Consider the following 25,259-nt stretch of genomic DNA (forward strand, 5'->3'; position numbering starts at 1 on the left):
GAAGATTAAGTGATAAACTCAAGATAATAGAACCATTCTCTTACGAATGGGGAAAGGTGGCGATAGTATGGCAGAAGCAAAGAAATTTGACTGGATTTCTCTTCTTGTAGGTTTCGTTCTTGTTATTGGTGGAGTTTTCTCTTTGAGTCATCCTCTGTCGACATTCTTAACCCTTGCAATTATGCTTGGTATAGTAGTTCTTGTAAGAGGGATCATGTTGATAGTTGCATTCTTTAAGTTGGAGGACAGAACCGGTGCAAAGGTGTTTTTTGCCTTGATACTCGGGATATTGTTGGCTATTACCGGAATCATATTCCTTTTTAGGCCTCTCTTTGCAGCGAATGTATTTGCTTTTATTATTGCTATATGGTTTATAGTTGATGCTATCAACAATCTTATAAACGCCGATAGGCTAAAACCTGCTGGAAAGGGAATTTACTTTTTAAGTATAGCATTAAACGTGTTCGTTCTAATTGGCGGTGTAATTCTTGTCCTGCATCCTTTAATTGCAGGTCTTTCTGTTGCGATAATGATCGGAATTACTCTGCTGGTTTTCGGTACGAACCACATAGTGTTGGCATTTATCGGTAAGGAGTCAGAAAAATAGAGTCTGTATTTATTCTTTTTGTTCGTCCATATAAGTAGTCTATAAAGCTAGACGGGAGTGGGTTGCAAACCCCGTTTTGATTCTTATTTATCTGTTACTGTCTACAATCCTATTTCTGAGAAAAGTATGGGTATATACTGATTACGTTTGGCTCTGGAAATGTCTGAACAGTTCGCTTATCGGAAGAGCTTGTTTGTTTTGGGATTCATTTCGTAGCCTTCAATTCAACCGTCAAAGTAGGTAAACGAGTGAGAAAACTGACATTAGTTATTGTTGTGTTGGTTTTCCGTTTCGTTAGGATGTACTGAATTCCTTCTTTCGCTTGAAAAGGGCAATGGACTGGTTATTTCAGGCAGAAGCATGGAGTTTTCGCATGCACTTGATTCTAAAGTTGTTTTTTTCAACAGAGGCGACAGTTTCAGCAGTCATATGCCGGACGGCTCTGAAGCGATATCCTGGGAAAGCAAATATGGATTTGTGGGTTTGAATGCCTTTGGCCTTTTGACAGCTATCGCAGATGGAATGAATGAGAAGGGTTTGTCTTTGAGTGCCCTTTGGTTGCCTGGAACTGAGTACGAAGAGGTTGTCCCCTCTTCGGATCCTTCGAAGGTAATAGAGTTGTTCGATCTTCCTGCGTGGATTCTTCTAAATTTCGACAATCTTGATTCTTTGAAGAGAGCTCTCAGCGAGTTAACCATATGGGGAGAAGTGAATGAATTGCTCCAGGAAGTACCTCCTCTTCATTTGTCTTTATATGATAGCTCCGGTGGAAGTATGGGTTGTTGAATTCATTAATGGTGAGGTGAGTATTTACGAAAATCTAAATGGAGTTCTGACAAATTCTGCTGAACTTCTGTGGCACCTGTCTAATTTGAGGAATTATGTGAATCTAAGCCCTTATATGAAAGAAACAGAGATAAATGGAATAACGTATAAGGGAATTGGTTTTGGCAGTGGTTATGTTGGAATTCCGGGTGATGGAAGTCCTCCTTCTAGATTTGTTAGAATAAGTTTCTTAAGAGAGTTTTCTGATCCAGTTGAGACAGAAGAGGAGGGAGTAATGCTCACCCGTCATCTCCTAAACACAGTAGATATTCCCGCAGGAGTTTCGAAAAGAGAAGAAAGTAGTACAGAAGCTTTTGAAAGTACTCAATGGGTTATGATAAAAGACAATAAGAAGCTTAAACTTTATTTCAGAACCTATGATTGTGCCTCGCTATTTGTTGTCGATTTGAATGAAGTCGACTTCTATTACGGAACTAAGCATGAATCTATAGATGTAGATAAGCCGTTTTCGGCTATTGATGTCCTGTGATTCATTTTCAATCTGAAATGGTTGCATAAGCAAGAATTATGAGTTGCTCAAAGTTGCTTTGTGTCCCATGAGGAGAGTAATTTGCTTTTATCTGTATCCTAATATATCTTTATAAATAATAATAATTAGGTATGTTCAAAACTCGTTGAAAACCCTTGGAACGCTTTGATGTGGTGGAATTGACTGCGTGTTCATAACTTTCCGGCTTTGAACGAAGTGTGTAGAAAAGCCCTAGAGACCACTCCGAGAAAGAAATACAAGTTTGTTCATAATTCAACGTCTGTAACCATTTGTTTTAGCGCAAAGGGAAGAATCGTAAGGTTTTTGAATGGAATAGAGGAAGATAGCAAATGTTCAAAAGTTTTAGTGAGTGAATAGAAAATGCACAAATCATTGTCGGAACTGACCTTTGAAAATGCAGTTTTGAACCCCCGAGAGAGGCCGACTTGAGAATGGTTTCGTCGAAAAGTCGGTAGTTTTGAACATCGTGTGTTCAAAAAGCGGGTAGATTAAGAAATTGATTTCTCGAATTTGTGAAGAAAGGGAAGTCAGTTTCTAGAAGCTACAAAGAATAAACAGGGCGCCGCGGATGTAGCTAGACTTTGGCTGCGGCGCTCTGTTCTGGTACAACTCCCGTTAAGTGAGCTTAGCCCCTTCTGATTCCGGCAAGCCCTTCATAAGTCTTCCTGAGGGAACAGTACGACTCTTTGAAGAGGCTGTACAGTTTCAGGTAGCGCTCTTGCTCATCCCGGATCGGTTCAATCTTATCCACGTCTTCAATGAATCTGCGAACCGCCGAGAAATTGAAAAGACCCGAACCAACACCGGCAATTATCGCTGCTCCGATTGAGGTTGCTTCATCTACGTTTTCCGGAACGGTCAGTGTCTTTCCAAGAACGTTTGCTAGAACTTTCTTCCATATATTGCTCTTTATTCCTCCGCCGATTACCCTGATACTGGTGATTGGCAGAGACTCCTCCAGGGTATCGAGAATCCATTTGAGATTCATTGAAACGCCCTCGATAACGGCCCGGACCATATCTAGCTTCTTGTGAGAGGCAGACAAACCAATGAATGTTCCCCTGGCATTGGAGTCCCAGATTGGGCTTCTCTCACCAAGCAGATATGGAAGATAGATGATCGGTTCGCCGTGACTTGGAGAATCGAGCAGCACTCTGTCCAGATAGCTGTAAACGTCTTGTTCGTTCCGATACAGGAAGTTATCCCCATACAGCATGTCTTTAATCCAGCTGTACGAGCTGCCACCGGCTTGCATGGTTCCTGAGGGGAAGTAATGTCCTTCGATCGCATGGGCTCCAGTGAAGACTCGCATTTGCCTATCCAGTAAGGGTTCTTTCGTTATCGTTGAGATCCACGATGAAGATCCGAGATAGAGATAAGTATCGCCGACTTCAACTGCACCTGCCCCTACAGCTGCACTACAGCCATCTCCAGCCCCCAGAATCACTCTACAGGATTCAGAGAGACCAAGATCTCTGGCCACATCAGACTTCATCTTCCCAAGATCGGTAATTGAGGGGAGAACCTCTGGTAATTTCGAATTGTCGACTTTGAGGGCTGAGATCATTTCTGGAGACCACGAAAGTTTCGAGATATCAAATAGAGACGTCATAACCGCATCAGAAAAATCCGTTGCGAATTTGCCGGTGAGGCGCAGGTTTATGTAATCCTTTGCTTGAAGAAACTTGTATGTACCTTCGTATACATCCGGCTCGTTCATTCTCAGCCAGGCGATTTTCAGTCCCTGATAAGTTGGAGAGAGCCTTGAACCGGTTATTCTGTAGATATCACTCTCTGAGAAAGTCGAGAGAAGAGCTTTCACTTGCTCAGAACTTCTTGAATCTGCCCAGATTATTGCTCTCCTGAGCAATCCACCGGATTTGTCTACAGGTACAACCGCCATCATCTGACCGCTTATACTTACGGCCGAGAGATCTTCTGCGGAAATTCCGGATTTACTGACAAGATCTGAAGTAGCCCGGCAGAAGGAAGTCCACCACGCTTCGGGATCTTGTTCAACCATTCCTGGGCCGGGATAGAAAGTCTCATAGCCGAAAAAGGACGAAGCCACAAGGTTTCCAGCCTCGCTGAATAGGGTTGCCTTGTCGCCTGTCGTTCCAAGGTCGTGAGCCATTATATACTTCAAGATAGAACCTCGCTTTCGGCCGCAAATAGAACTCAGGACTTAAATGGAACCCATTCACGGTCTTTTATTGAATCCCAGTCTGCATCAAAATTATCAATGGCCTTCAGTGTTCCGCTGTGAGCAAAGAACTCACTGTACATACTTACGGGAAGCGACATACCGTATATTGGGAGTTCGGCCATTTTAGAGATTTGAGTTAGTGTCTTGAAGCTTGCTGCGATGAGCTTAGTCTCATAATCTCCGTTTGTAATAACCTTTTGCATACTCTCCACAACCGAGAGGTCAATCCCTAGATTCTCTATTCTGTTTGCGTATGGGGCAACGTAATCGGCACCTGCTTCGGCTGACATTAGTACCTGCGGCACCGAGAAAACACCAGTAATCAGGGCAGGGATCTTCAGCTGCTTGAATTCTCTTAGAACTCTAATGCCCGTTCTGGAGAAGGGAATCTTGAGTATTATCCTTTTGGGATCGAGTTTGAAGAGCTCCTTTCCTTCTCTTATCACTTCGTCGTAGTTTCTTGAGGCACACTGAACGAAGAGAGAGCCAGAGAATCTCTTCAACATCTCCTGAATGACTTCAAGAGGCCTCCTTCCAGTTCTCTTCAAAATACTCGGATTAGTGCTGATTCCGGAGAAGAATCCTAGATCGAACAATTCACTTATAGCTTCTACGTTTCCGTCATCAATGAACAGTCTCATAGATACCTCCATTTGATTCTTTGCTCTTTCACGGCAGATCGGTCTGCCCTGGGTACTTGTCGACAAATTCCTTGTAGATCTCTATGGCGCTGCTTGAACCAAAGATATCCGCTCCCGCAGCGACGAAATCCTCTACCTGAGAGAGGGTCTTCACTCCGCCGGATACCTTTATTCCCTTCTTGTCTCCAACAACGCTCTTGATTATCTTGACGTCATCGACTGTGGTTGCTCTGGAGCCATATCCAGTTCCTGTCTTCACAAAATCAACGTGCGGCAGATTAAGGAGTATAGAACAAGCCTTCTCTATCTCTTTACTTTCGAGATAAGAGACTTCAATGATCACTTTACAGGTAATACCCTTAAGCAGTCCTGAAAGATATGAGATCTCCTCTTCAAAGTAATTCCAGTCACCCGACTTCATTGCCGATATGTTTGCCGTTATGTCAATATCCCTGACTTCAGGACCTAGTGCCAGAGCTTCATTTATCATATAAGCCTTGGTTTCGGTTGAATCAAATCCGAAAGGGAAGCCCGATCCACAGGCCGCCGAGATATCTTTACCCCGAACGCTGGCTACCACTTTGTCCATCAAATACCAGGGAACTACAACCGCTCTGAAATCGCAAGCAACACTTTCTTCAATGAAAATCTCCGCCTCTCGCCTTGTTGCGGCAGCCCTCAGAAGAGTGCTGTCAAACCTTTTTTGAAAACTTTTAATTGTCTGCAAAGATGCACCTCCAAGATCAAATAAAACAAAAAGCTCCAGGAAACCCAAAGAACAATCATGAGAGCGTTCTCACTTATTCATACAATACCATTATAACCACAAAACACAAAAAACTAATAGTCAATTTAGGAGCTAATTTAATCAATGTTGGTAAACTTGACACAACTTAAGAGAATAAGCTAGAATAGATCAAAGCATATGATACCGTTATCACAAAGAGGTATTTATTTGCCGCAAGTATTCTTGGAAGGTGATTGAGTATGGCAGCGACGCTGGACGATATAGCAAGAGAGACCGGGCTTTCCCGGGCAACGGTGGCTAGAGTAATGGGAAAGTACGGATATGTCAGCAAAGAAGCAAGAGAGAAGGTCTTAGCAGTCGCCAAGAGACTCAAGTACAAGCCGAACTACATTGCGAGAAGCATGGTTACTGGAGAGACTAAGAACATAGGATTGATTGTAGGTGACATTCAGAATCCCTTCTTCTCTACAATTGCAAGAGCCATAAGCGATGTGATAGTACCTGAAGGATACAGTTTGATTGTTACGAGTACAGATGAAAGACTGGATGTTGAAATAATCTCTATAGATAAGTTCTTTCAGAAGCAAGTAGATGGATTGATTCTCGCTCCCGTTTCACGAACTAACTCCGACCATCTGAGAGAGTTGGTCAAAGCAAAGATCCCGATCGTTCTCATTGACAGGGTTATTGAAGAACTAGACGTAGACATGGTAGTCAGCGATGACATTGGGGGTAGCTTTGAGGCGACCGAATACTTGCTGAAGCTTGGCCATCGAAACATAGGATTCCTGTCGGATACTCTCGATATCAGCACCAACTACGAAAGAATTGCGGGTTATCAGAAAGCGCTTGAGGCGCACGGAATAGAACTAGACCCTTCCTGGATCAAACTCGGAGGGTTCAGAGTAGATGGCGCTTACAAGAGCGGTGTGTCGCTTTTAAGCCGCAACAAGGACCTGACGGCAGTTATTGCGACAAACAACTACATGGTTGCGGGGTTGCTTCTAGCTGCAAAGGACATGGAAGTCAGAGTTCCAGAGGATTTGTCCGTTGTGAGCTTTGACGATATAGTTTGGTTTGACCTGGCTAACCCACCAATAACGTCGGTTGCTCAGAATACGAGAGAGATAGGGAACCTGTCTGCCAGACGAATTCTGATGAGTATAAGAGGTCAGAGAAACGAAACGGAGCTTACCAGACTTCCTACAAAGCTGGTAATTAGGGAATCATGCGCAGCACCGAGAAAGTGATTAGACTTCTTGATAGATATTTGGAGGTGTTTGGATTGACACTGGATGATTTTTTGACGGATGCGAAGCAGAGCGTATTGTTTACAGCCCCATCTCTTGAGAAAGACCTTTCTGCCTTTCTCGAAGAACATGCCGGAAGGATTAAGGATCTGGCAAAGGCTGCTTTAGATAAAGGTTATAAGCAGATCTACTGGGTGGGAAGCGGCAATTCTTGGTGTAACCTCTACTCTGGGGATTATGTCCTTAACAAGATGACTGATGTGCCCTCGAAATACTACAAGAGCTACGACTTCATTTGGGAGAACCCTGCAAGGCTTGACAAGGAGGCGCTTGTGGTACTTGCTTCTTTTTCGGGGAATACCGAAGACACGGCAGCCGCGCTAAGATTTGCCAATGAAAAGGGAGCTACAACGATTGCATTCACAAGTAAACCAGACAGCATACTTGCAAGAGAAGCAGACGAGGCAATCGTGTACAACTCGAATGGCCTATTCATTCTACCTCTTGCGGGAGCTTTCATATTCAGTCTCGAAATCGCGAGACTAAAGGGAAAAGACGTATCAAAGCAGTTGGAGCAGATAGCGATGATGCCAAAACTTTTAGGCAGGATCTACAAGGAAGAGGAACCGAGGGCTTATCGACTCGCAAGAAAGTATCAGGACTGCGATCTCTTCTATGTTCTTGCAAGTGGAGCGGCCTATGCGATAGGCTACAAATTTGGACTCACGGTATTCATGGAGAACATGAGAATCAACGCTTCTTTCATGGAAACCTCTGAATTTAGACACGGCCCTGCCGAAATGCTAGACGGCCATAAGCCTGTAATGGTCTTCCTTGTTGGAACTGACGAATCGAGAGACATGAGTGAGAGAGTTATAAAGATTGCAGAATCTAATGGCGCAGAGGTTATTCGGTTCGACGCAAAGGATTATGGCGACTTCGATCCGCTGTTTGCCCCGTTCCTTCTGATGATCCCCTTGCAGTGGTTTGCAGTCTATTCTGCGTACTACAGAGGCATCTTCGATCTCGATGAAAGAGTTCTCATGGGAAGAGGAAAGATGTCCACTGGCAGTCAGATAACCTGGCCATGATAAGAAAAAAACGAGATAGTAGGTGAGGATAAATGAGATTCGAGAACGTGTTGGTTGTAGATCCAATAGACGGTGAGTTTGTTGGAAGAGTAAAGATAGAAGGAAACGTGATCTCTGAAGTAAAGCGGATTACCGGAACCATGGAGTACGAAGGGATAATTATGCCGGGATTCGTCGATCCCCATACGCACGGTTCTGTGGGAGTTGACGCGCTTTCCATGAATGAGAAAGGTCTCAGGAAGTGGGAAGAGTTTCTTTATTCGCAAGGAGTGACTTACTTCCTTCCAACCACGATGTCCTCGACTCCTTCGGCTGTCCTTTCCGCAGCCAGAACGGTTAAAGACTATCTGGACGACAATCCGGAGACTTCGGTAGGGGGAGTTCATTATGAAGGCCCCTACTTAAGTCTCAAAAGGAAGGGAGCACAGAATCCAGAACTTATAAGAAGGATAAATCTTGAGGAGATAGAAGAGACCCTTATAGAGCCGGTAAGGCTAATTACTATAGCTCCAGAACTGGAACGTTTTTCACAGGCGCAAGATCTAATACAAAAACGAAATATTACTGTGTCGCTAGGCCACACAGATGCATCTTTTGATGACATGGAAAGAGCATATAATCAAGGTTGCGATAGAATCACGCACTTTCCGAACGGAATGAATACTCTTCACCACAGGGATCTGGGCTGTGTGGGAGCTGTGCTGTCGCTTCCCTTCTCCGTAGAGATGATTATGGATGGAATCCACTCCTTGCCGGGCTTTGTGAAGCTCGTTTACGACATTAAAGGCGCTTCAAAGATCATGATAGTTACCGATACGATTGACGCCACTGCTATGCCCGATGGGGAATATGAACTCGGCGGACAGAAGGTTATACTCAAAAACGGAAGACCAAGGCTCGAGGACGGTACAATAGCCGCAGCCGTTCTTGTCTTCAGCGAAGCCGTAAGGAATTTCAAAACATTTACAAACTGTTCCCTCAAAGAGCTCGCTAGAGTATCGTCTTTCAACGCCTTGAGCTCTCTGAAGATAGAGGATAGAGGAAGACTATCGAGAGGCTATAAAGCAGATCTTGTTCTGCTGAACGAGGATCTTCAAGTAAAGCAAACTGTTCTGGGTGGGAGGACTGTTTTCAAATACTGAGTAGAGTACATTCTACCTGATTTCGGGGGAATCCAGTGAAACCGATAAAAGTCTACATTATTGACAATGGAACAGCAGAGATCAAGACTCTTTCCGAGAGGATTTCAAATCTCAGGTGGAATATCCATGTTGAAACGGTTTCTGAGGATCCTTTTCTCGGAGGAAGGGCTTCAGAAAGTAATCAGTGCTTCACGCTGAACAAGTCTCTCAGGGTTAAGTATGAAGGCTTCTCAAGCCTGATAGACGATCTGATCTTTCTCGTAAGTCTTGACGATCCTTCCAGGCCGGGAAGAATTGTTGAGGCCAATAATAGTGCAGCCGAGAAGCTTGGATATTCTTATGAGGAGCTTCAAGAGATGAGTTTTTACACGATAGCAGGTGATCTTGATTCAGAGATGAAGAAAATCAGAGCCGATCTGCAGGTTAAGGGGATGTCTACGACCGATTCATTCCTTACTATGAAAAGTGGTGATAAGCTTCAGGTGGAGGTTTGCATGAAGGTGCTCGATCTAAACGACAGCATAGTAACGATGGTCGTGGCCAGAGATACCAGTGCCTTCAGAAAGATGGCAACAGAACTTCAATGGCGAAAAAACTTCGAACGCGTGATCTCGGAGGTTTCGGGAACACTGAAGGAGTTCGAGAACATAGATGATGCGATAGATAAGGCGCTCAAACATCTCGGAGAGCTGACTTCAGCCGACAGGTCTAACGTATTCCTTCTTGATTACAGGAACGAGCTGGTTAGAAATACCCACGAATGGTGCAAAGAAAGCGTCAGAAGCGCAAAACCTTTTCTTCAGAAGATACCCTTCAAGGAGTTTCCCTGGTGGATGAAGGAGCTTCAGAAGGGCAAAGTGCTTTCCTACGTAGTTAATGAGCTCCCTGAAGAGGCAAACAGAGAGGCCGTCGTTCTGGCTCGGCAGGGCATAGTCTCGCTAGTAGTAATTCCGATCTATTCAAGGCAAAGGCTGATCGGTTTTGTTGGCCTTGAGAGGCTTTTCGGGCAGTTCGAGTGGAGTAAAGCAGATATTGAGCTCCTTGAAGTATTCGCAGGACTAATATCGGGAGTCATCGAGTACTCGAGATTCATGTGAACGTTCATCGGTATCCTGATGTTAGTCTCTTAGAACCGTTCTGGGGTCTAGGGTCTGTTAAGAGCGTTAGAAGCTGTTCAGGGAGAGCGGCTGTTTGTTCCGATGCTGCGCGTCCAGGTTCTTCGCCATTGGTCAAGATTCCGCAATGCTCAAGCCAGAGCCGTCCTTGGGCCTTCGTCTCAGAGCTTGAACCCGTCCTTAGAAAGAACAGTTGCGAGTTGCATGTTCCAAGTTGCAAGCATAAGAACCGCTGTGCGCTTAACAACAAGGACCCGCTGAACGCTGTGAAGAGCCGTCCTTAGTCCTTCGTCCCAGATCATGGACCCGTCCTTGGCGTTGGGTTGGGAAGAGCCTGAGGTCAGAGGCAAGAGGTCGGAAGAGCAGATCTGGAATCCCCAGTCTTTTCCTACTTCACGTCATCTGGCATGATTCTGGCCAAGATCTTGATCCATCGGGAGAGTGGACATAAGATCAAGATAATCAAGAGCCTGACACAGCATATCTTGTTAAGGGAGGAGGAGCATCATATGATTTCTCACCAACTCTCTGACTTATGGGAATGATGAGCTCAAGAGGGGATTAAAGAGCTCTTAAGGGCTTTTCAAGATCTCAGATCCTTATTTGGCCTGTTTGCTTTCCTTTTCCCTCTACTCTATTAATGAATGGTTTGACCAAAAGCTAAGAACAAATCCTCGCTCTGGAACGAAGAACATGTTCTCCCCGGCGAACGGAGAACCGCTCAACGGTGAACCGGTTTCTCTTGCTCTTTCGAACCCCCAACCCAGGTTCCTCCAAAGCCCAGATCCTGAACAGGAGCGCTTCAGGATGACAGAATGGTTTGTTCTGATCAGATTACTTTAATTTGCTTGCTCTTTTTCTTTGGTTTTTGCCTCCTGGTGCGTAAGCGCCAGCATCACTTCCCCGGATTCCCTTCCGGGCATCACTTCCTCGCGCCAGCGAGCCTCACTTCCTGCCGGAGGCAGCATCACTTCTGTTCTTTCTCTTACCAACCCCCGACCTCCGACCCCCAACCACGATTTTCCATAAGACCAGATCCTGAACAGGAGCACTTCAGCTGACAAAGTAAGTTCGTCCTGATCAGATTACTTTAATTTGCTTGCTCTTTTTGTTTGGTTTTTGCCTCCTGGCGCGAAAGCGTCAGCATCACTTCCCCGGATGTTCCTCTGGGCATCACTTCCTCGCGCCAGCGAGCCTCACTTCCTGCCGGAGGCAGCATCACTTCTGCATCTTGCAACTGATCTTTTGCTCTTACCAACCCCCTACCACGAGCGGCGTGCAAAAGTATCACTGGCGCGCAATTTCCATCTTGTTCTTTGTTCTTCAAACCTCTGACCACCGTCCTCTAACCTCTAACCTCGGCTTCGCTTCGTATTTCGTAACGAATATGCTATAAATGAATTGGTACGCATTCGAAATCATAGGAGTGAACATGAAACGAGTCAATATACTGAATGAGAAGATGATGGCCGCTCTCTTGAAATTGGCCTGGCCAGCGGTTATAACCATGTTATTTCAAACAGTCTACAACATGGTTGATGCTTACTGGCTTGGAAAACTAGGGAAGGTAGAGATCTCTGCACCGACGATTGCGTGGCCAGCGATATTTCTTCTGATTTCTATCGGTGGCGGACTTGCCGTAGCCGGGCTCGCACTTGTCTCTCAGAATATCGGAGCGGGCAAAAAAGAAGAGGCTTCTCATGTCGCCGGACAGGTAATATCGATAAGTTTCATTGTTGCCGTTGTTCTAGGCCTGCTTGGGGCGGTCTTTTCCGAAATGGTCTTGAAGCTTCTCAGCATTCCACCCGAGCTTCTCTCGGTGACAAATACGTATATGAGAACCATCTTCCTTGGAGCTCCGTTTACCTTCACAATGTTCACCTTCAACTCACTCTTCACTGCCATAGGAGACACGAAAACCCCGATGTATCTGATGGGAATTTCCGTATCGGTGAATGCAGTACTCGACCCACTTCTGATCTTCGGAATAGGCTTTCCGAGACTTGAGGTCTTTGGGGCGGCGCTTGCTACAGTTGTTTCCAGAGGACTTATAGTAATAGTTGCGACAGTCATTTTGTTCAAGGGGAAGAGAGGGTTCAAAGTCCAGTTGAAAGATCTCTGGCCAAGGTGGAAGACTCTTACTAGAGTTCTGAGAATCGGTCTGCCGTCTTCGGCCGGGCAGTCGATAACGGCACTTGCCTTTCTGATAATAACTTCGATAGTTGCCAGATTTGGCTCCGTGGCAACTGCCGCTCTCGGTGTAGGCAACAGAATAACATCGCTTGCAACGATGTTCTCATTCGGCCTATCTCAGGCAACATCATCGATGGTTGGGCAGTATCTCGGGGCCGGAAGGAAGAATGATGCTTATTCAGTTGTATGGAAAGCGACGGGAATAAATGTGCTGATTGTTGGAATAATCTGCACAGGGACATTCTTCTTCGGAAAGGAAGTCACCGCATTCTTCATAGACGACCCGCTCGTTCTTATCGAAGGCGAGAAGTACTTCAGGATAGTCTCCTTTTCGATACCCTTCTTTGCTAGTTACAACATATTTGATATGGCCTTGAGGGGATCAGGTCACACTGTGCAGTCTATGGTACTTAACATCTCAAGATTGTGGGCTATCCGTCTCCCATTGATATATATATTTGGTCTCTCTCTTGGAACCACGGGAATCTGGTACGCAATGCTCATCAGCAATCTTGTAATTGCTCTTGTGGCGGCCGTTGTTATTCTGAGTAAAAGTTGGCTGAACCCGGTAATATAGAAGTCGCAATGTCAAGTCTATTCAGAGGCGACTACATCCGCTTACACCCGATGTCTTCGATATGTTACCAAAATTCGCTTCATTGTTGCATTTGTTCATATTTCCTTATCGTCTTTAGTGGTAGTATTCGTACAACATGCAAGAGCTCGTATATCTTCGTTCGAGCTAGTTACGCGTACTTTCGGGGGAATAATTAGCTTAGAACTCTGAATTTTGCACCTGTGAGGATTTGTTGAGATCTCACGATTATTGGGTTAGTCTCATTCACTTGTAACCACTTCAGGAGGAGGTAGAAGTATGAGAAAACTCTTTGTAATTCTTTTGGTCGTAATTCTTTCCGTGTCAGCACTTGCTTCAATCAAGGTGGGAGCAATTCTTCCTATGACGGGTGGAGTCGCTGCCTTTGGCCAGATGATTTGGCAGGGTGTCGAGCTCGCTAATGAGCTCTTTCCAGAAGTACTTGGGGAAAAGATCGAAATTGTCTTGCTTGACAACAACTCCGACAAGGTTCAGGCCGTTAACACCGCCCGCCGCGCAATAGAACAGGAAAAAGTAGTTGCGATTATCGGCCAGGTGATAAGTTCGAACACGATCGCAGGAGGAACGGTTGCAGAAGAGAACGGAGTCGCGATGGTATCACCAAGTTCAACTAATCCTCTCGTAACGCAGGACAAGAAGTATGTTTCTCGTGTCTGCTTCAGCGATCCATTCCAGGGAGTCGCGGCAGCTTTGCTTGCATTCAACAACATGGGTGCAGAAAATGTTGCCGTCTTCGTAGACGTTGAGCAGGATTACGCGGTCGGATTCGCGAATTACTTCAAAGAGACTGCACTTGTGCTCGGGGGGAGCGTTTTCTATGAGTATTACAAATCTGGAGATCAGGACTTCACCGCTCAGGTCTCTGATGCTATATCCAAAGGAGCCGGTGCCTTCTTTATCCCTGGGTACTATCAGGAGATAGCCCTTATTGCTATCCAGGCAAGGCAGCTGGGTTTTTACGAACCGATAATCGCAGGTGACGGCGCGGCCGTTCCCGAGACGATTGAAATCGGAGGAGATGCCGTCAACGGTTTGTACTTCACCACTCACTACGATGCCGGAAGCCCTGCGCTGACTGAGAACGCAAAGCTCTTTGTCGAAGCGTACACTGCGAAGTACGGCGAAGCACCAGGAACATTCACTGCCCTCGGGTTTGATACTTATCTCGTTGTAAGGGACGCAATAGAACGTGCGGGGAGCACAGATAGAGAAGCCATTGCCGTGGCCGTTAGACAGACAAAGGATTTTCCTGCCGTGACGGGGATAATCACGATAGATGAAAATGGCGATGCGATAAAGTCCGTAGCGATTGTAAGGATCGAAGACGGGAAGTTCGTGTACGATACAACGATCAATCCATAGAGCAGGCGGGGCTTTAATCGGCCCCGCCCTCTTCTTTCTCTTTCCAATCGGCCGGAGGTGTGAACTTGGATCCTAAGACTCTCTTACAGAACTTTGTCAACGGTCTCAGCCTTGGTTCCCTCTACGCATTGATAGCCATAGGTTATACGATGGTGTACGGAATCTTGAGGCTGATCAACTTTGCTCATGGAGATATCTTCATGATGGCTGTCTACTTTGCGTTTTTCTTTGTTACGCTGGCGCAGTTACCGTGGTATCTGGCCGCGGTACTCGCGATCTCTTGTGCGGCACTTCTTGGATTCACGGTTGACAGGATCGCCTACAAGCCGATAAGGAATGCACCGAGAATATCTGCGCTAATAACTGCAATCGGGGTCTCTTTCTTCCTCGAAAGCCTTGCCGTCGTCATCTTTTCGGGTATTCCCAGATCCTTCAGAACCATCTTCCCTCAGTCTTTGAACGAGATGATAATAATCGGAGGCCAGGTCGAGATGAAGTACGGCAGAGAAGTGATAGTTGGAGGAATAAGATTCCCCGTCATCTCCCTCATAACGCTAATCGTTGCTGCAATAGCACTGGTCTTTCTTTGGTGGTTCATCTTCAAGACGAAAGTTGGGATGGCGATGAGAGCCGTTTCTCTCGATATCCAGACAACATCGCTAATGGGTGTGAATGTTGATAAAGTGATTGGAATGACGTTTGCTCTAGGTTCGGCGCTTGCGGGAATTGGTGGCATTCTCTGGGCGATCAGGTATCCGCAGGTGTGGCCTTACATGGGATTCATACCTGGAATGAAGGCGTTTGTCGCCGCCGTTTTTGGCGGGATAGGGTCGGTCCCTGGAGCGGTGCTAGGTGGGCTGATACTTGGAATAACCGAAGTAATGATGGTCGGGATTATGCCTGGAGCAGCAGGTTACCGGGACGCATTTGCTTTCATCATTCTGATTGTTATCCTTTCTGTGAAGCCTTCAGGGCTCATGGGTAAACCGGAAATAGTGAAGGTGTGACTGGTATGTCGAAAAAGACCAAGACTCTACTCACGCTGTCTGCCCTGCCGGTGATAGCGCTTCTCTTGTTTCTCTCGCAGGAACTGCTGAACAGCTACTATTCAAGAATAATAACTCTAATCGGAATATATGGAATAATGGCGGTAAGCCTCACACTTGTCAATGGTATTTCTGGTGTCTTCTCCCTTGGGCATGCCGGCTTCATTGCACTTGGTGCATACACTTCCGCCCTTTTGACTCTCTCTCCCCAGCAGAAGGAGATGACTTTTCTAATCGAGAAGCTGATCTGGCCCCTCAATTCGATCCAGATCCCATTTTTCTGGGCGACGATAATTGCGGGCTTGGTTGCTGCATTGTTCGCCTTCTTCATCGGATGGCCATCTCTTAGGCTCACCGGTGACTACTTTGCTATTGCAACTCTCGGTTTCTCCGAGATAATAAGAATCTTCGCTCTCAATCTCAATTCGATCACTAACGGGGCACTCGGTTTGAAGGCACTTCCCGATTACTCAAATGTTTGGTGGGCATGGGGTTGGCTACTCGTGACAGTCGCATGTGTGATGAGTCTTTCTTACAGCTCCTTTGGAAGGGCCTTGAGAGCTATTAGAGAAGATAGAGTAGCGGCTCAGGCTATGGGTATCAACGTCTTTAAACATCAACTGATGGCATTTGTAGTAGGAGGGTTCTTTGCGGGTATCTCAGGCTCTCTGTACGGGCACTGGCTAAGCACAATAGATCCCAGAACAAACACTTTTGGCATCCTTCTCACATTCAATGTGCTGATAATGATCGTGCTTGGAGGTCTGGGGAGCATAACAGGAGCGATTATAGGGGGTGCGCTATTCGCATTCTTGAGCGAATGGCTGCGATTCCTAGAAGGTCCCATGAATCTATTTGGCTTAAAAATCGTGGGGATGAGCGGGATGAGAATGCTTGTTTTCTCCGGCCTCTTTGTAATAATAATGATCTTCTGGCCCAGAGGAATAATGGGAAGGAGCGAGTTCTCCTGGGAGGGGCTCGTCTCACTCTTCAGGAGAGGAGAAAAGAAATGAGCCTTTTGACTCTAGATAGTATTACGATGAAGTTTGGAGGACTCACAGCCATAGGAGAGGTAAGTCTTGAGGTAAAGGAAAGAGAGATATTCGGGCTTATCGGACCTAACGGAGCCGGTAAGACGACAGTATTCAACATGATTACCGGCCATTACAGGCCAACAGAGGGGCGAGTTCTATTCAAGGAGAAAGAGATAACGGGACTGCCGCCGGACAGAATTACCAGAAATGGAATTGCCAGGACTTTTCAGAATATAAGATTGTTCAAGGATCTCACAGTTCTCGAGAATGTTATGGTGTCTCAACATCATACTATTGCAAGCAATGGAGAGGCTATGAGCTGGTTCTTCAAGAGCGTTTCAAGAATCGGCTATTCGCAAAAGGAAAGTGAAATGAGATCTAAGGCGATGGAGCTCTTGAGCGTTTTTGATCTTGACGGACATGCAGACGAGAAATCCAGCTCTCTTCCTTATGGTTCACAAAGACTTCTTGAGATTGCTAGAGCCATGGCTACTGGTGCAACTCTACTCCTTCTAGACGAACCGGCCGCCGGAATGAATCCCTCGGAGACAATTGGCCTGGTGAATACCATAAGGAGAATCCGGGACGACTTTGGCTTAACCGTATTGCTCATAGAGCATGACATGAAGCTTGTGATGGGTCTATGTGAGAGAATAATGGTTCTAGACCATGGGAGGACGATTAGTGAAGGAAATCCCGCCTTTGTTCAGAAGGATGTGAAGGTTATCGAAGCCTATCTGGGAAGGGAGTGGGTTACCGTTGGGAAGTGAAATCCTCACTGTAGAAGAACTTCAGGTTTCCTATGGAGTTATTAAAGCCGTTAAGGGTATTACCCTCTCCATAGAAGAAGGCAGTATTGTGACGATAATCGGTTCAAACGGAGCCGGCAAGAGCACAACGCTTGGAGCTATCAGCGGCTTGATAAGACCATCCGGAGGATCCGTATCGTTCAGAGGGAATAGCATAAACCGACTTGGTGCCGCTAGAACAGCAAGAAGAGGAATATCTCTCGTGCCTGAAGGAAGAAGAATATTTTCGAATCTTACGGTTAGGGAGAACCTTCTAATGGGTGCATACAACAGAAAAGACAAATCGGAAATCGAAGCGAACTTCGATACGGTTTTATCCCTCTTCCCGGTACTGAGAGAGAGACTTAAGCAACTGGGCGGGACGCTCTCAGGTGGAGAACAACAGATGCTGGCGATAGGCCGCAGTCTTATGGCAAACCCAGATCTGATTATGATGGATGAACCTTCACTTGGTCTGGCGCCGATTGTCGTCGAAGAGGTTTTTCAAGCGATTCATGAATTGAATTCGAAAGGCGTGACGATTCTACTTGTAGAACAAAACGCAGCAAAGGCGTTGGAGATATCTGAATACGCTTATGTACTGGAAACCGGCAAAATAACTCTCGAGGGGCCTGCAAAGGAGCTCCTTGAGAGTGAAGAAGTTCGAAAAGTTTACCTGGGTATTTGAGAAATGACCCTCAGGTCTCTTCTTGTATGGCCTTTTTCTTTTTTCTTATGTGCGCCCTCAGCCCCGGTTCTTCTCCACGCAAAATCCTTTGGATATTCTCGAGATTTCTGCCTATCATAATCACTGCAATGGGTATCAGCAGAAGAGATATTCCCCATCTGTATCCGAAGATTCTGAAAAGGAAGATCATTACTGAAGAGACGGCGATAACACCCGGAGCTGCGTAGTCCGTAATCGCGATAAAAGCGAGAAGTATGACCATACAGATCAGCGCGACCTGGTAATCAAGACCTACGAGGCCACCGGCCAATGTGGCAGTTCCCTTACCACCCCTGAACTTCAGAAAGATGGGATACATGTGGCCGATTGTCGCGAAACTTGCCGCAATGAAGAGCATCTGATATGTCCAATGAGCTGAGAGCCCTTTGATTATAAGAATCGTGCCCATTCCCTTCATGAAGTCAATTGCCCCTGTTAGTATGCCAATCTTCCAGCCTTTAACGGCCACCATATTTGAGGCGCCCATGTTTCCTGTGCCCTGCTTTCTTATATCAAACCCATAGAGAATCTTCCCAAAAAGAAACGCTGTTGGAATAGATCCTACTAGATAAGCGAAGATGGCGGAGTAAACAACTTCCATGTCAATCACGCTACTTCTTTCGTGGGAACCAGGGAATGAAGGCGTTGGTCTCTTTCAAGTACTCTTTGAAAGCAGGGTAATCTCTGTACTTCCTCTCCAGATAAGGTACCCCCGAGACGAATCTCAACAGTATGGTTATGGTTATCGGACTTATGATAGCCCAAAGTCCGCCATCGATAGAAAGGGCAATCACGAAAATGCCCCACCACTGCACGGCTTCTCCGAAATAGTTTGGATGCCTAGAGTACCTCCACAGCCCTCCAGTCATAACCTCTCCTGGCTTCTTGGTTTTCACAAAAGCCTTTAGCTGAGCATCGGCGATCGATTCGACAGCAAACCCGGAGGCCCATATCAAAATGCCGAGTATATCGGCAAGTCCAAATTCCCGGCCTGAATGGCTATTTATCAACATGACGGAGTACGATATTATTAACATGAAAACCCCCTGGAGCATATAAATCTGAAGGAAGGATCTTACAAGTACCTTGTCTCCCCATTTCTCCCTCATCTGTAAGTAGCGAAAATCCTCTCCCCGTCCCCAATTCCTTCTGAATATGTGGGTACTCAGCCTCGTTCCCCAGAATGTGATCAGCGTGGTTGTGATTATCTGCCTGGCGTTGAACTCACCGTACACGAAGAGCGTGAAAAAGGCCACCATAACGAACCCGGCACCCCAGCCGATGTCTACGACAGAGTTATCCTTCTTCGCTGTCCCGATTACGAAGAATGCAGACATATAGGCGACTACGACTAAAGCATTGAAAAGGATCACATATGCCATCATTGCACCTCACTTTATTCTTACATCGGGGGCCCATGTGTCGCTTTTGCAAAGTACTGAAACGCTTATAGCTCCAACTCCTGCGCTGATGCCGACAACAGGAGAGACCTCCATTATGTATTCAGGCTTCCTGCCGAGCAGTTTGGTCAGACTGTCTTCATAAGCCTTTGCCGTTTTATGAGCGTGGGCATGGGTTATATTGTATGAGACAACGTTGCACTTGCGGTTCAGCTCCTCGACGAATCCAAGTATCTTCTTCATATTGCCCAACTTGCTGAAGGCCTTTCCATAAAGCTTTGAATTGCCTTCCCTGTCGACTGAGACTATTGGCTTCAAATTCATCACCTTTCCCACAAGTCCAAGAACAGGGCTTACCCTCCCGCCTTTCACCATGTATTTGAGAGTATTGACGCTTACGAAGATCCTCGTGTTTTTTGTCAGGGACTCGATCGTCTCGACGATATCATCGTGGACACTCCCTTCTTCGATCATCCGGGCGGCCTTCAGTGCTAGCAGGCCGATCGATCCGGAAACATGGCGGGAGTTGATAACACTGATCTTCTTCTTTAGTTTTTCGGCGGCTTTGGTGCTTGCGTTCCACGTGCCGCTGAGTTTGTCTGAGACATGAATGGCGATTATTGAGTCATAGTGAGTTCCTAGAAAGTGGTAAAGGTTCTGGAGAGTGTTCATACCAGGTTGTGCTGAAACGGGGTATTCATCTGCGGAATCGAGCAAAGAATAGAACTGATCGGCCTTCATGGTTATCTTGTCCAGATACTGGCTTTGACCAAAGTTCAGATAGAGAGGAACCATCTGAATCTGGTAGTAGTCTATCACTTCCTTCGGCAAGTCGCATACCGAATCAACAACGAGAGCGATTGGGTATTTCCGTTTCTGGCTAACTCTATACTGCATCTCCATGTCGTCAACCTTCTGCTGAGTGACAGCACCGAAATCTTTAAGCTTGTAAAACAACTCAGCCGGTTCGTTTGTGTGAACATGAATTCTTACTTTGCTCTCGGTGCCGGCAACAAGAGCGGAGTCTCCAGATTCGCTAATGATTGACTTAATTCCTTCGATATTCAGTTTAGTACCTTCAATTATCGCTTCAGTACAGAATCTATTCTCAATGTTCCCTTCGTCGATGTGAACGTGATTTCTTAGCTCAACATCAGGGATTATCTCATCTTCGAGATTCACACTCTTGCCGCTTAGAAAGGTTTTGATCCCTTCAATAAATGCAACAAAGCCCTTTGCGCCGGCATCGACTACGCCGGCCTTTTTCAGTATGGAGAGTTTCTCAGGGGTTTCTTCGAGCGACTTCTGAGCGACTGCGTGCGACTGAGTTATCACTTCGAGCAGCGATTTGTCGGAACCGTCAATAGTATTGAGAGCATCGGCCCAGTCTTTCATAACGGTCAGCATAGTTCCTTCAACTGGAGTAACCATTGCGTTATAAGCGTAGGATATTGCTTCTTGAGCCGCTCGTGCGAAAGTCTGCCTGTCTATGCTTTCACGATTTCCTATTGCAGTACTGAGCCCATGCATGTACTGGGCAAAAATCGCTCCTGAATTTCCCCTCGCACCCATTAAAGCAGCATCAGCGATTGATCTGGTCGTCTTGCCTATCGATTTGGAGACAGAGGTGAGCTCAAGTATATACTTCATCGTTGAGGCGAGATTAGTTCCGGTGTCACCGTCTGCGACCGGGAAGACGTTTATCTTGTTCAAATAGTTTTGCTCCTTGATAACAGCCGTAGCACCCGAAGAGAAGGCACTGAAGAACATGGTTCCGTCAAGTAGATTCATTGATCTGGAGTCCATCGTTTCCTCCCGTTGTTTAGTTTGATTATTGATATGTTAGCACAAGGATGAATGATTAGTCAGATGATCATAAGGGAGAGCGACAAAAAAATCGCCCGCTAAAAGCGGGCGATCCGGTTCCTATATGGACAATCGATTACTTCGCAATTCTAACTTTTGCTGCCTGAGGACCCTTTGGACCGTCTTCAACATCGAATTCGACTCTCTGTCCTTCGTCAAGGGTCTTGAAACCGTCCATCTCAATAGCTGAAAAGTGAACGAAAACATCCCCACCGTCATCCTTAGTAATGAATCCATAACCTTTTGTTCCGTTGAACCACTTTACTGTTCCTGTCATACCTAAATGTTCCTCCTTAAAACTACCTTGCACCACTTGCAAAGCGATAGTGTCCTTTGGACAGATTGATTATAACACAGACTTTCGAATAAAATGCAAGTTGACCGCAAAATTAATTTGACTATCTCTAATATTCAGGCGTTTTGTCTTTGAAACAATCACCAAAACAAAATCCGTAACATCCTTTACATGGCTGTGATAGCCGTCTCCAGCGATTTAATTAGTTCCAAAAAAAGTCTTTCGAATTTCTCGCAGCTGGTTCTTTCCGGATCACGATTTCCATACTTGACAGGAACATATATCGCTGTCAGTTTGGTCAACAGACTTTTTGTTATGCCCTTTGTTTGCCAGACCAGTTCGTACGGAGTCAGCTGACGATAATCGCTAAAGTACATTTCTCTGAGCCATTGATAAGCTGATATTATGAACTCCTTCCCTTCTCCATATGCGGGGAGTTCGGTTACAATGCGATGCACTTCCTCCTCGATTGGTTCTTCTGCCTCAGGCGTCGAAGGATTCATCTGGCGTCTTCTAGTGATAAAGAATACCATGTAGGCAAGAGCCGCCGAGAGAAGGGCTATACCGGTGAGGGTGGCAACTCTTAGGATCAAGTAGAACGACCGCCCGGCACTGGCAATCTCTACAGACGGAGGCTCGCCTTCCTCCTGCCGAGCAACTTCCCCTCCAGAGGAAGGCATAGAAGTTGAAAGATCGCTGGAGATACCGCCTGTTCCAAATACGATATCTTCTGAAAGCGGTAACGATCTTAGGTACATGAAACCCCCGACAAGAACTACAACTACAGATACCAATATCATAAGAGGCGGAACAAGTCGTACCCACCCTTTGAATTCTCTCAGAGCCTTCCTTGCCACTGAAATCACGAGAATCAGGATGATTGTGTAGAACCCAAAGAGAAAGATAGAATCTATGAAGCCGACTTCGAGGACCTCTTCTGGAATAGCGATTTCAAAACCGCCGTCGGCTCTCTGTGCCATTGAAGATTCTGCTTCTTCAGAGAAAAATGAAGGTTGCTCCTCGTCTCTCGAAGACTCTATCTCGCTTTCTGAGACCTCAGAGACAGCGGCTCTGTTTGCTGAAGGAATCAACCCTCCTCTGTAATCGCCCAGAAGGGCTATGGTCAGCAGAGGAAGAAGGACCGCTAGAGTAAGGAAGACTCTTGGTGCCTTCGGTATTAGAAGCAGTCTTACGAATATCAATATCAGAGTGACATAGGCTCCAGTGTGGTGTAGAACGGGACTAACCGAAAGAGAAAATCCCACAATGAAGACTCCTGCAACTGAGATGTATTCGTTTCTGTCCATCGAGAGAACGATTCCTGCCATAGCTCCCAGTGCGGAAACCGACAGAGCTAAACCGCTTCTCAAAACTCCAAACAACAGAATAGTTGTTGTGAATAGCAGGGTTGGAAGAAGCAAGTAGACGCTGCACCCCGTCTTTGTTCGTCCGAGGTAAAAGAGAAAGGCTACAAGTCCAGCAAGACAGACGGCAAAAACGGCTCCTCCAGCGAAGAACAACTGCACGAAGCAGATCAAAAAGGTTGTAGCGGCCCCCGTCAGCGAGGTTCTATCGATTCTCAAGATCGATCAGCACCTCCTGGATCGACTGATTGTCTCCTACGACACGTACGATTATCTGTTCCTGTTCAAGAAGGGCGGCACGCCTTCTGAGCTCTTCGATAGTTCTGGGAAGCATTTGGTAAGAGATAGTACGTTTGGTCCACGGTTCTCTGGGATTGAACGGAACAATAATAACAACTACACGGCTAGAGTGTGACCTTGCTTTAAGCAGATGCGGCAGGATCTCCTCTCCGAGATAAAGCGAGACTATTACGACCGTGGTTGAGGGATCGAAGCGTTCAAGATCACCTTCCAGAACATCTGGAAGCTGGGGGCCCTGATCACTGCCTTTACTTTCGGAGAGCGCTTCGGCGAAGTCTGTCCAGTCTCGGCCCGAATCGCTCAGCCTAAGTATCTTCTCACCGACAACTACGAGTCCTATACTTCCTCCAGTTTCATATGAGAACCTGACAAGACCAAGAGCAAGCTGGACTGCGATCTCTTCATAGTCGATTCTGATTTTCTCCCACACATCGCGGGCGAATATCTCCTTTGAAAGGTTGAGGTCGAGGTAGAGCAGGGTTTTGCTAACAGCGGTGTAGCCAAACTCCTTGCTCATGAGTTTTCCGAGCCTGGCAGATGCGTTCCAATGGATCCTGTTAAGAGGCTCTCTTTCATACTCCTTAATACCCTTGAAATCGACCGGGTCCTCCATCAACTGGAAATCGCTCCGCTTACCTGGAAGGAGTTCTCTGAGTCTCAGGGGAAAGGAATCGAGATTCAGGACTCTTGGAAGCACAAGAACGGATTCGACTGCCGAATATGTTGCAGTATGCGAGAAAAACCTAAGCGGATCTCTTGAAATGAGAACTACACGCGATATATCTTTCTTACCTCGCTTCCTGAAAGTCAGCCTAGTTTCTACTACGGAGTTATTGTCCGAAGAAAGGATTACTGAACTCTCCTCGGATCCAAGGTATTCTCTCTCCGCTCTTATGACAGGAAATATAGTACAGTTAAGAGATACCAGAGAGCCACCTTCGATTGTGTATTCAACAGTGAGAGATTCACCGGAGAAAAGCCTTTCTCTATCCGGGGAACGACTGATAACTAGCTTTCTTATAGTCGCTCTTGTGATGCAGTAATAGAGCCATACAATTGCCGAGAGAGTGAGGAATGTTGCCGAATACGCGTTGAAGAACAATATCGACCAGCAAATGGAAACTGCCGTCATTATTATTAGCGGTTTTCCTTTTGAGTTTATCTCCTCGAGTTCAAGCCTCTTCATAGTCTATAGGGATCGGTACAGACTCGACGATGTCAAGAACGATTTCTCTGCTGGATCTCCTCATGAGACGGGCTTCTGGCTTGATCATAATTCTGTGAGAGAGAATATCTGGAGCCACTTCCTTTACATCGTCGGGAATGACGTAATCCCTGCCTCTCAGTCCGGCTAGAGCCCTGGCGGTTTCCATCAAAGCGATTGAACCTCTTGGGCTAGAGCCTAGCTGAACATCTTTGTGTCTTCTTGTTGCATTGACAATGGAGACAATATACCCGAGAAGGGAGTCCTCAATTGCGACCTCTTTGACCAGGCGAAGGACTTCGTTCAGCTCCTCGCAATTGGAAACAGATCCTAACGAAGCTATCGGATGCTCCCGAAAGATTCCCTTAAGCAGACTCTTCTCGCTTTCCTCGCCTGGGTAGCCCATTGTCAAAGATATGGCAAACCTATCCAGTTGAGCTTCGGGAAGAGGGAAAGTCCCTTCAAATTCGACGGGATTTTGAGTCGCAATAACGAAGAAGGGATGCTCCATATTGAAGGTCTTGCCGTCTACTGTGACTTGTCTCTCTGCCATAGCTTCGAGTAGGGCAGATTGCGTTCTCGGAGTTGTTCTGTTCACTTCGTCGATGAGAAGAATCTGGGTGAAAACCGGCCCCCTTCTGAATGTGAACTCATTGGTCTTGAGGTTAAGAATACTGATGCCCGTAACGTCTCCTGGGAGAAGGTCGGGAGTACACTGCAGTCTGTTGAAATCGAGTCCCAGGGAAATGGCCAGACTTCTGGCCAACATCGTCTTCCCAACTCCGGGTACATCATTTATCAAGACGTGGCCGCCGCTTAGAAGGACTGCGAGAACTCTCTCGATAATAGCTTCTTTTCCTACTATCACTTTCGATATGTTATTGGTGAGCTTGCTTCCGAAATCTTCAATGGAAATCATAAACCACCT

The 25,259-nt window shown here is 46.2% G+C and carries 25 protein-coding genes; 13 read left to right on the forward strand and 12 right to left on the reverse strand.

Annotated features, from left to right (window positions below):
- Positions 1-67 precede the first annotated feature (67 nt).
- The 3 genes from V512_RS00920 (at position 68) to V512_RS00930 (ending at position 1,922) form a co-directional block, all read left to right on the forward strand.
- A complete protein-coding gene (locus V512_RS00920) occupies positions 68-607 on the forward strand; it encodes a DUF308 domain-containing protein (RefSeq protein ID WP_099828591.1) in 540 nt (179 codons plus the stop codon).
- 360 nt (positions 608-967) lie between these two features.
- Positions 968-1,393, forward strand: coding sequence for a linear amide C-N hydrolase (locus tag V512_RS00925; protein WP_243392181.1), 426 nt, complete (start codon positions 968-970; stop codon positions 1,391-1,393).
- Entirely contained in the window at positions 1,374-1,922 is a 549-nt protein-coding gene (locus V512_RS00930; RefSeq protein ID WP_165775316.1) for a linear amide C-N hydrolase, read from the forward strand. Before V512_RS00925 ends, V512_RS00930 begins: the two co-directional genes overlap by 20 nt.
- Before the next feature lie 646 nt (positions 1,923-2,568).
- On the opposite strand, the gene V512_RS00935 is transcribed toward V512_RS00930, so the two are convergent.
- Genes V512_RS00935 through deoC form a run of 3 tightly spaced genes read right to left on the reverse strand, consistent with a single transcriptional unit; the run spans position 2,569 to position 5,517 of the window.
- Entirely contained in the window at positions 2,569-4,089 is a 1,521-nt protein-coding gene (locus V512_RS00935; protein ID WP_099828594.1) for an FGGY-family carbohydrate kinase, read from the reverse strand.
- 32 nt (positions 4,090-4,121) lie between these two features.
- Positions 4,122-4,790, reverse strand: a complete 669-nt coding sequence (locus V512_RS00940; protein WP_099828595.1) for a transaldolase family protein — start codon at positions 4,788-4,790, stop codon at positions 4,122-4,124.
- 28 nt (positions 4,791-4,818) lie between these two features.
- Positions 4,819-5,517 carry a deoxyribose-phosphate aldolase gene (deoC, locus tag V512_RS00945; RefSeq protein ID WP_099828596.1) on the reverse strand — a complete coding sequence of 233 codons (699 nt, stop codon included), beginning with the start codon at positions 5,515-5,517 and terminating at the stop codon, positions 4,819-4,821.
- Between the two features lie 260 nt (positions 5,518-5,777).
- On the opposite strand from deoC, the gene V512_RS00950 reads away from it, so the two are divergent.
- Genes V512_RS00950 through V512_RS00965 form a run of 4 tightly spaced genes read left to right on the forward strand, consistent with a single transcriptional unit; the run spans position 5,778 to position 10,118 of the window.
- Positions 5,778-6,788 carry a LacI family DNA-binding transcriptional regulator gene (locus V512_RS00950; RefSeq protein ID WP_099828597.1) on the forward strand — a complete coding sequence of 337 codons (1,011 nt, stop codon included), beginning with the start codon at positions 5,778-5,780 and terminating at the stop codon, positions 6,786-6,788.
- Positions 6,789-6,814: 26 nt separating this feature from the next.
- A complete protein-coding gene (locus V512_RS00955; RefSeq protein ID WP_243392187.1) occupies positions 6,815-7,879 on the forward strand; it encodes an SIS domain-containing protein in 1,065 nt (354 codons plus the stop codon).
- Between the two features lie 32 nt (positions 7,880-7,911).
- Positions 7,912-9,021, forward strand: coding sequence for an N-acetylglucosamine-6-phosphate deacetylase (nagA, locus tag V512_RS00960; protein WP_099828599.1), 1,110 nt, complete (start codon positions 7,912-7,914; stop codon positions 9,019-9,021).
- 35 nt (positions 9,022-9,056) lie between these two features.
- Entirely contained in the window at positions 9,057-10,118 is a 1,062-nt protein-coding gene (locus V512_RS00965) for a GAF domain-containing protein (protein WP_099828600.1), read from the forward strand.
- Between the two features lie 857 nt (positions 10,119-10,975).
- Here V512_RS00965 and V512_RS00975 read toward each other — a convergent pair.
- Positions 10,976-11,128, reverse strand: a complete 153-nt coding sequence (locus V512_RS00975; protein ID WP_243392182.1) for a hydrolase-like protein — start codon at positions 11,126-11,128, stop codon at positions 10,976-10,978.
- A 98-nt stretch (positions 11,129-11,226) separates the two neighbouring features.
- Entirely contained in the window at positions 11,227-11,463 is a 237-nt protein-coding gene (locus V512_RS14850) for a hypothetical protein (RefSeq protein WP_243392183.1), read from the reverse strand.
- Between the two features lie 105 nt (positions 11,464-11,568).
- Between V512_RS14850 and V512_RS00985 the strand changes: the two genes are divergently transcribed.
- The 6 genes from V512_RS00985 (at position 11,569) to V512_RS01010 (ending at position 17,863) form a co-directional block, all read left to right on the forward strand.
- A complete protein-coding gene (locus tag V512_RS00985; protein WP_099828602.1) occupies positions 11,569-12,906 on the forward strand; it encodes an MATE family efflux transporter in 1,338 nt (445 codons plus the stop codon).
- Positions 12,907-13,203: 297 nt separating this feature from the next.
- Positions 13,204-14,307, forward strand: a complete 1,104-nt coding sequence (locus V512_RS00990; protein ID WP_099828603.1) for an ABC transporter substrate-binding protein — start codon at positions 13,204-13,206, stop codon at positions 14,305-14,307.
- A gap of 65 nt (positions 14,308-14,372) precedes the next feature.
- A complete protein-coding gene (locus V512_RS00995; protein WP_099828604.1) occupies positions 14,373-15,314 on the forward strand; it encodes a branched-chain amino acid ABC transporter permease in 942 nt (313 codons plus the stop codon).
- Between the two features lie 5 nt (positions 15,315-15,319).
- Positions 15,320-16,366 (forward strand): branched-chain amino acid ABC transporter permease, encoded by a 1,047-nt coding sequence (locus tag V512_RS01000; protein WP_099828605.1) that lies wholly within the window; start codon positions 15,320-15,322, stop codon positions 16,364-16,366.
- Positions 16,363-17,157 (forward strand): ABC transporter ATP-binding protein, encoded by a 795-nt coding sequence (locus tag V512_RS01005; protein ID WP_099828606.1) that lies wholly within the window; start codon positions 16,363-16,365, stop codon positions 17,155-17,157. The genes V512_RS01000 and V512_RS01005 overlap by 4 nt, the downstream gene beginning before the upstream one ends.
- Complete coding sequence (locus tag V512_RS01010) at positions 17,147-17,863, forward strand: ABC transporter ATP-binding protein (RefSeq protein ID WP_099828607.1); 717 nt, start codon at positions 17,147-17,149, stop codon at positions 17,861-17,863. The genes V512_RS01005 and V512_RS01010 overlap by 11 nt, the downstream gene beginning before the upstream one ends.
- A 10-nt stretch (positions 17,864-17,873) precedes the next feature.
- On the opposite strand, the gene V512_RS01015 is transcribed toward V512_RS01010, so the two are convergent.
- The 7 genes from V512_RS01015 to V512_RS01045 all read right to left on the reverse strand — a co-directional run bounded on the left by V512_RS01015 (position 17,874) and on the right by V512_RS01045 (position 25,250).
- Complete coding sequence (locus V512_RS01015; RefSeq protein ID WP_099828620.1) at positions 17,874-18,503, reverse strand: glycerol-3-phosphate acyltransferase; 630 nt, start codon at positions 18,501-18,503, stop codon at positions 17,874-17,876.
- A gap of 10 nt (positions 18,504-18,513) precedes the next feature.
- The gene (locus tag V512_RS01020) at positions 18,514-19,284 is read right to left on the reverse strand and encodes a DUF1295 domain-containing protein (protein WP_099828608.1); all 771 of its coding nucleotides are present in this window, start codon (positions 19,282-19,284) and stop codon (positions 18,514-18,516) included.
- A 9-nt stretch (positions 19,285-19,293) separates the two neighbouring features.
- On the reverse strand, positions 19,294-21,108 hold the full coding sequence (locus V512_RS01025; protein WP_099828609.1) for a DegV family protein: 1,815 nt from the start codon (positions 21,106-21,108) through the stop codon (positions 19,294-19,296).
- 136 nt (positions 21,109-21,244) lie between these two features.
- The gene (locus V512_RS01030; protein WP_099828610.1) at positions 21,245-21,445 is read right to left on the reverse strand and encodes a cold-shock protein; all 201 of its coding nucleotides are present in this window, start codon (positions 21,443-21,445) and stop codon (positions 21,245-21,247) included.
- 185 nt (positions 21,446-21,630) lie between these two features.
- A complete protein-coding gene (locus tag V512_RS01035) occupies positions 21,631-23,046 on the reverse strand; it encodes a hypothetical protein (RefSeq protein WP_243392185.1) in 1,416 nt (471 codons plus the stop codon).
- A complete protein-coding gene (locus tag V512_RS01040) occupies positions 23,033-24,313 on the reverse strand; it encodes a DUF58 domain-containing protein (protein ID WP_099828611.1) in 1,281 nt (426 codons plus the stop codon). Before V512_RS01040 ends, V512_RS01035 begins: the two co-directional genes overlap by 14 nt.
- Positions 24,300-25,250, reverse strand: a complete 951-nt coding sequence (locus V512_RS01045; RefSeq protein WP_099828612.1) for a MoxR family ATPase — start codon at positions 25,248-25,250, stop codon at positions 24,300-24,302. The genes V512_RS01040 and V512_RS01045 overlap by 14 nt, the downstream gene beginning before the upstream one ends.
- Positions 25,251-25,259 lie beyond the last annotated feature (9 nt).

Origin of the sequence: Mesotoga sp. Brook.08.105.5.1 (genome assembly GCF_002752635.1) — a bacterium.
Taxonomy (GTDB): Bacteria; Thermotogota; Thermotogae; order Petrotogales; family Kosmotogaceae; genus Mesotoga.

What these genes read in the sequence shown, in the direction of transcription:
- V512_RS00920 (WP_099828591.1), top strand. Translation starts at nt 68, where the DNA reads ATGGCAGAAGCAAAGAAATTTGACTGGATTTCTCTTCTTGTAGGTTTC.
- V512_RS00925 (WP_243392181.1), top strand. Translation starts at nt 968, where the DNA reads ATGGAGTTTTCGCATGCACTTGATTCTAAAGTTGTTTTTTTCAACAGA.
- V512_RS00940 (WP_099828595.1), bottom strand. Translation starts at nt 4,790, where the DNA reads ATGAGACTGTTCATTGATGACGGAAACGTAGAAGCTATAAGTGAATTG.
- V512_RS00950 (WP_099828597.1), top strand. Translation starts at nt 5,778, where the DNA reads ATGGCAGCGACGCTGGACGATATAGCAAGAGAGACCGGGCTTTCCCGG.
- nagA (WP_099828599.1), top strand. Translation starts at nt 7,912, where the DNA reads ATGAGATTCGAGAACGTGTTGGTTGTAGATCCAATAGACGGTGAGTTT.
- V512_RS00985 (WP_099828602.1), top strand. Translation starts at nt 11,569, where the DNA reads ATGAAACGAGTCAATATACTGAATGAGAAGATGATGGCCGCTCTCTTG.
- V512_RS00990 (WP_099828603.1), top strand. Translation starts at nt 13,204, where the DNA reads ATGAGAAAACTCTTTGTAATTCTTTTGGTCGTAATTCTTTCCGTGTCA.
- V512_RS01000 (WP_099828605.1), top strand. Translation starts at nt 15,320, where the DNA reads ATGTCGAAAAAGACCAAGACTCTACTCACGCTGTCTGCCCTGCCGGTG.
- V512_RS01005 (WP_099828606.1), top strand. Translation starts at nt 16,363, where the DNA reads ATGAGCCTTTTGACTCTAGATAGTATTACGATGAAGTTTGGAGGACTC.
- V512_RS01015 (WP_099828620.1), bottom strand. Translation starts at nt 18,503, where the DNA reads ATGGAAGTTGTTTACTCCGCCATCTTCGCTTATCTAGTAGGATCTATT.
- V512_RS01020 (WP_099828608.1), bottom strand. Translation starts at nt 19,284, where the DNA reads ATGGCATATGTGATCCTTTTCAATGCTTTAGTCGTAGTCGCCTATATG.
- V512_RS01025 (WP_099828609.1), bottom strand. Translation starts at nt 21,108, where the DNA reads ATGGACTCCAGATCAATGAATCTACTTGACGGAACCATGTTCTTCAGT.
- V512_RS01030 (WP_099828610.1), bottom strand. Translation starts at nt 21,445, where the DNA reads ATGACAGGAACAGTAAAGTGGTTCAACGGAACAAAAGGTTATGGATTC.
- V512_RS01040 (WP_099828611.1), bottom strand. Translation starts at nt 24,313, where the DNA reads ATGAAGAGGCTTGAACTCGAGGAGATAAACTCAAAAGGAAAACCGCTA.
- V512_RS01045 (WP_099828612.1), bottom strand. Translation starts at nt 25,250, where the DNA reads ATGATTTCCATTGAAGATTTCGGAAGCAAGCTCACCAATAACATATCG.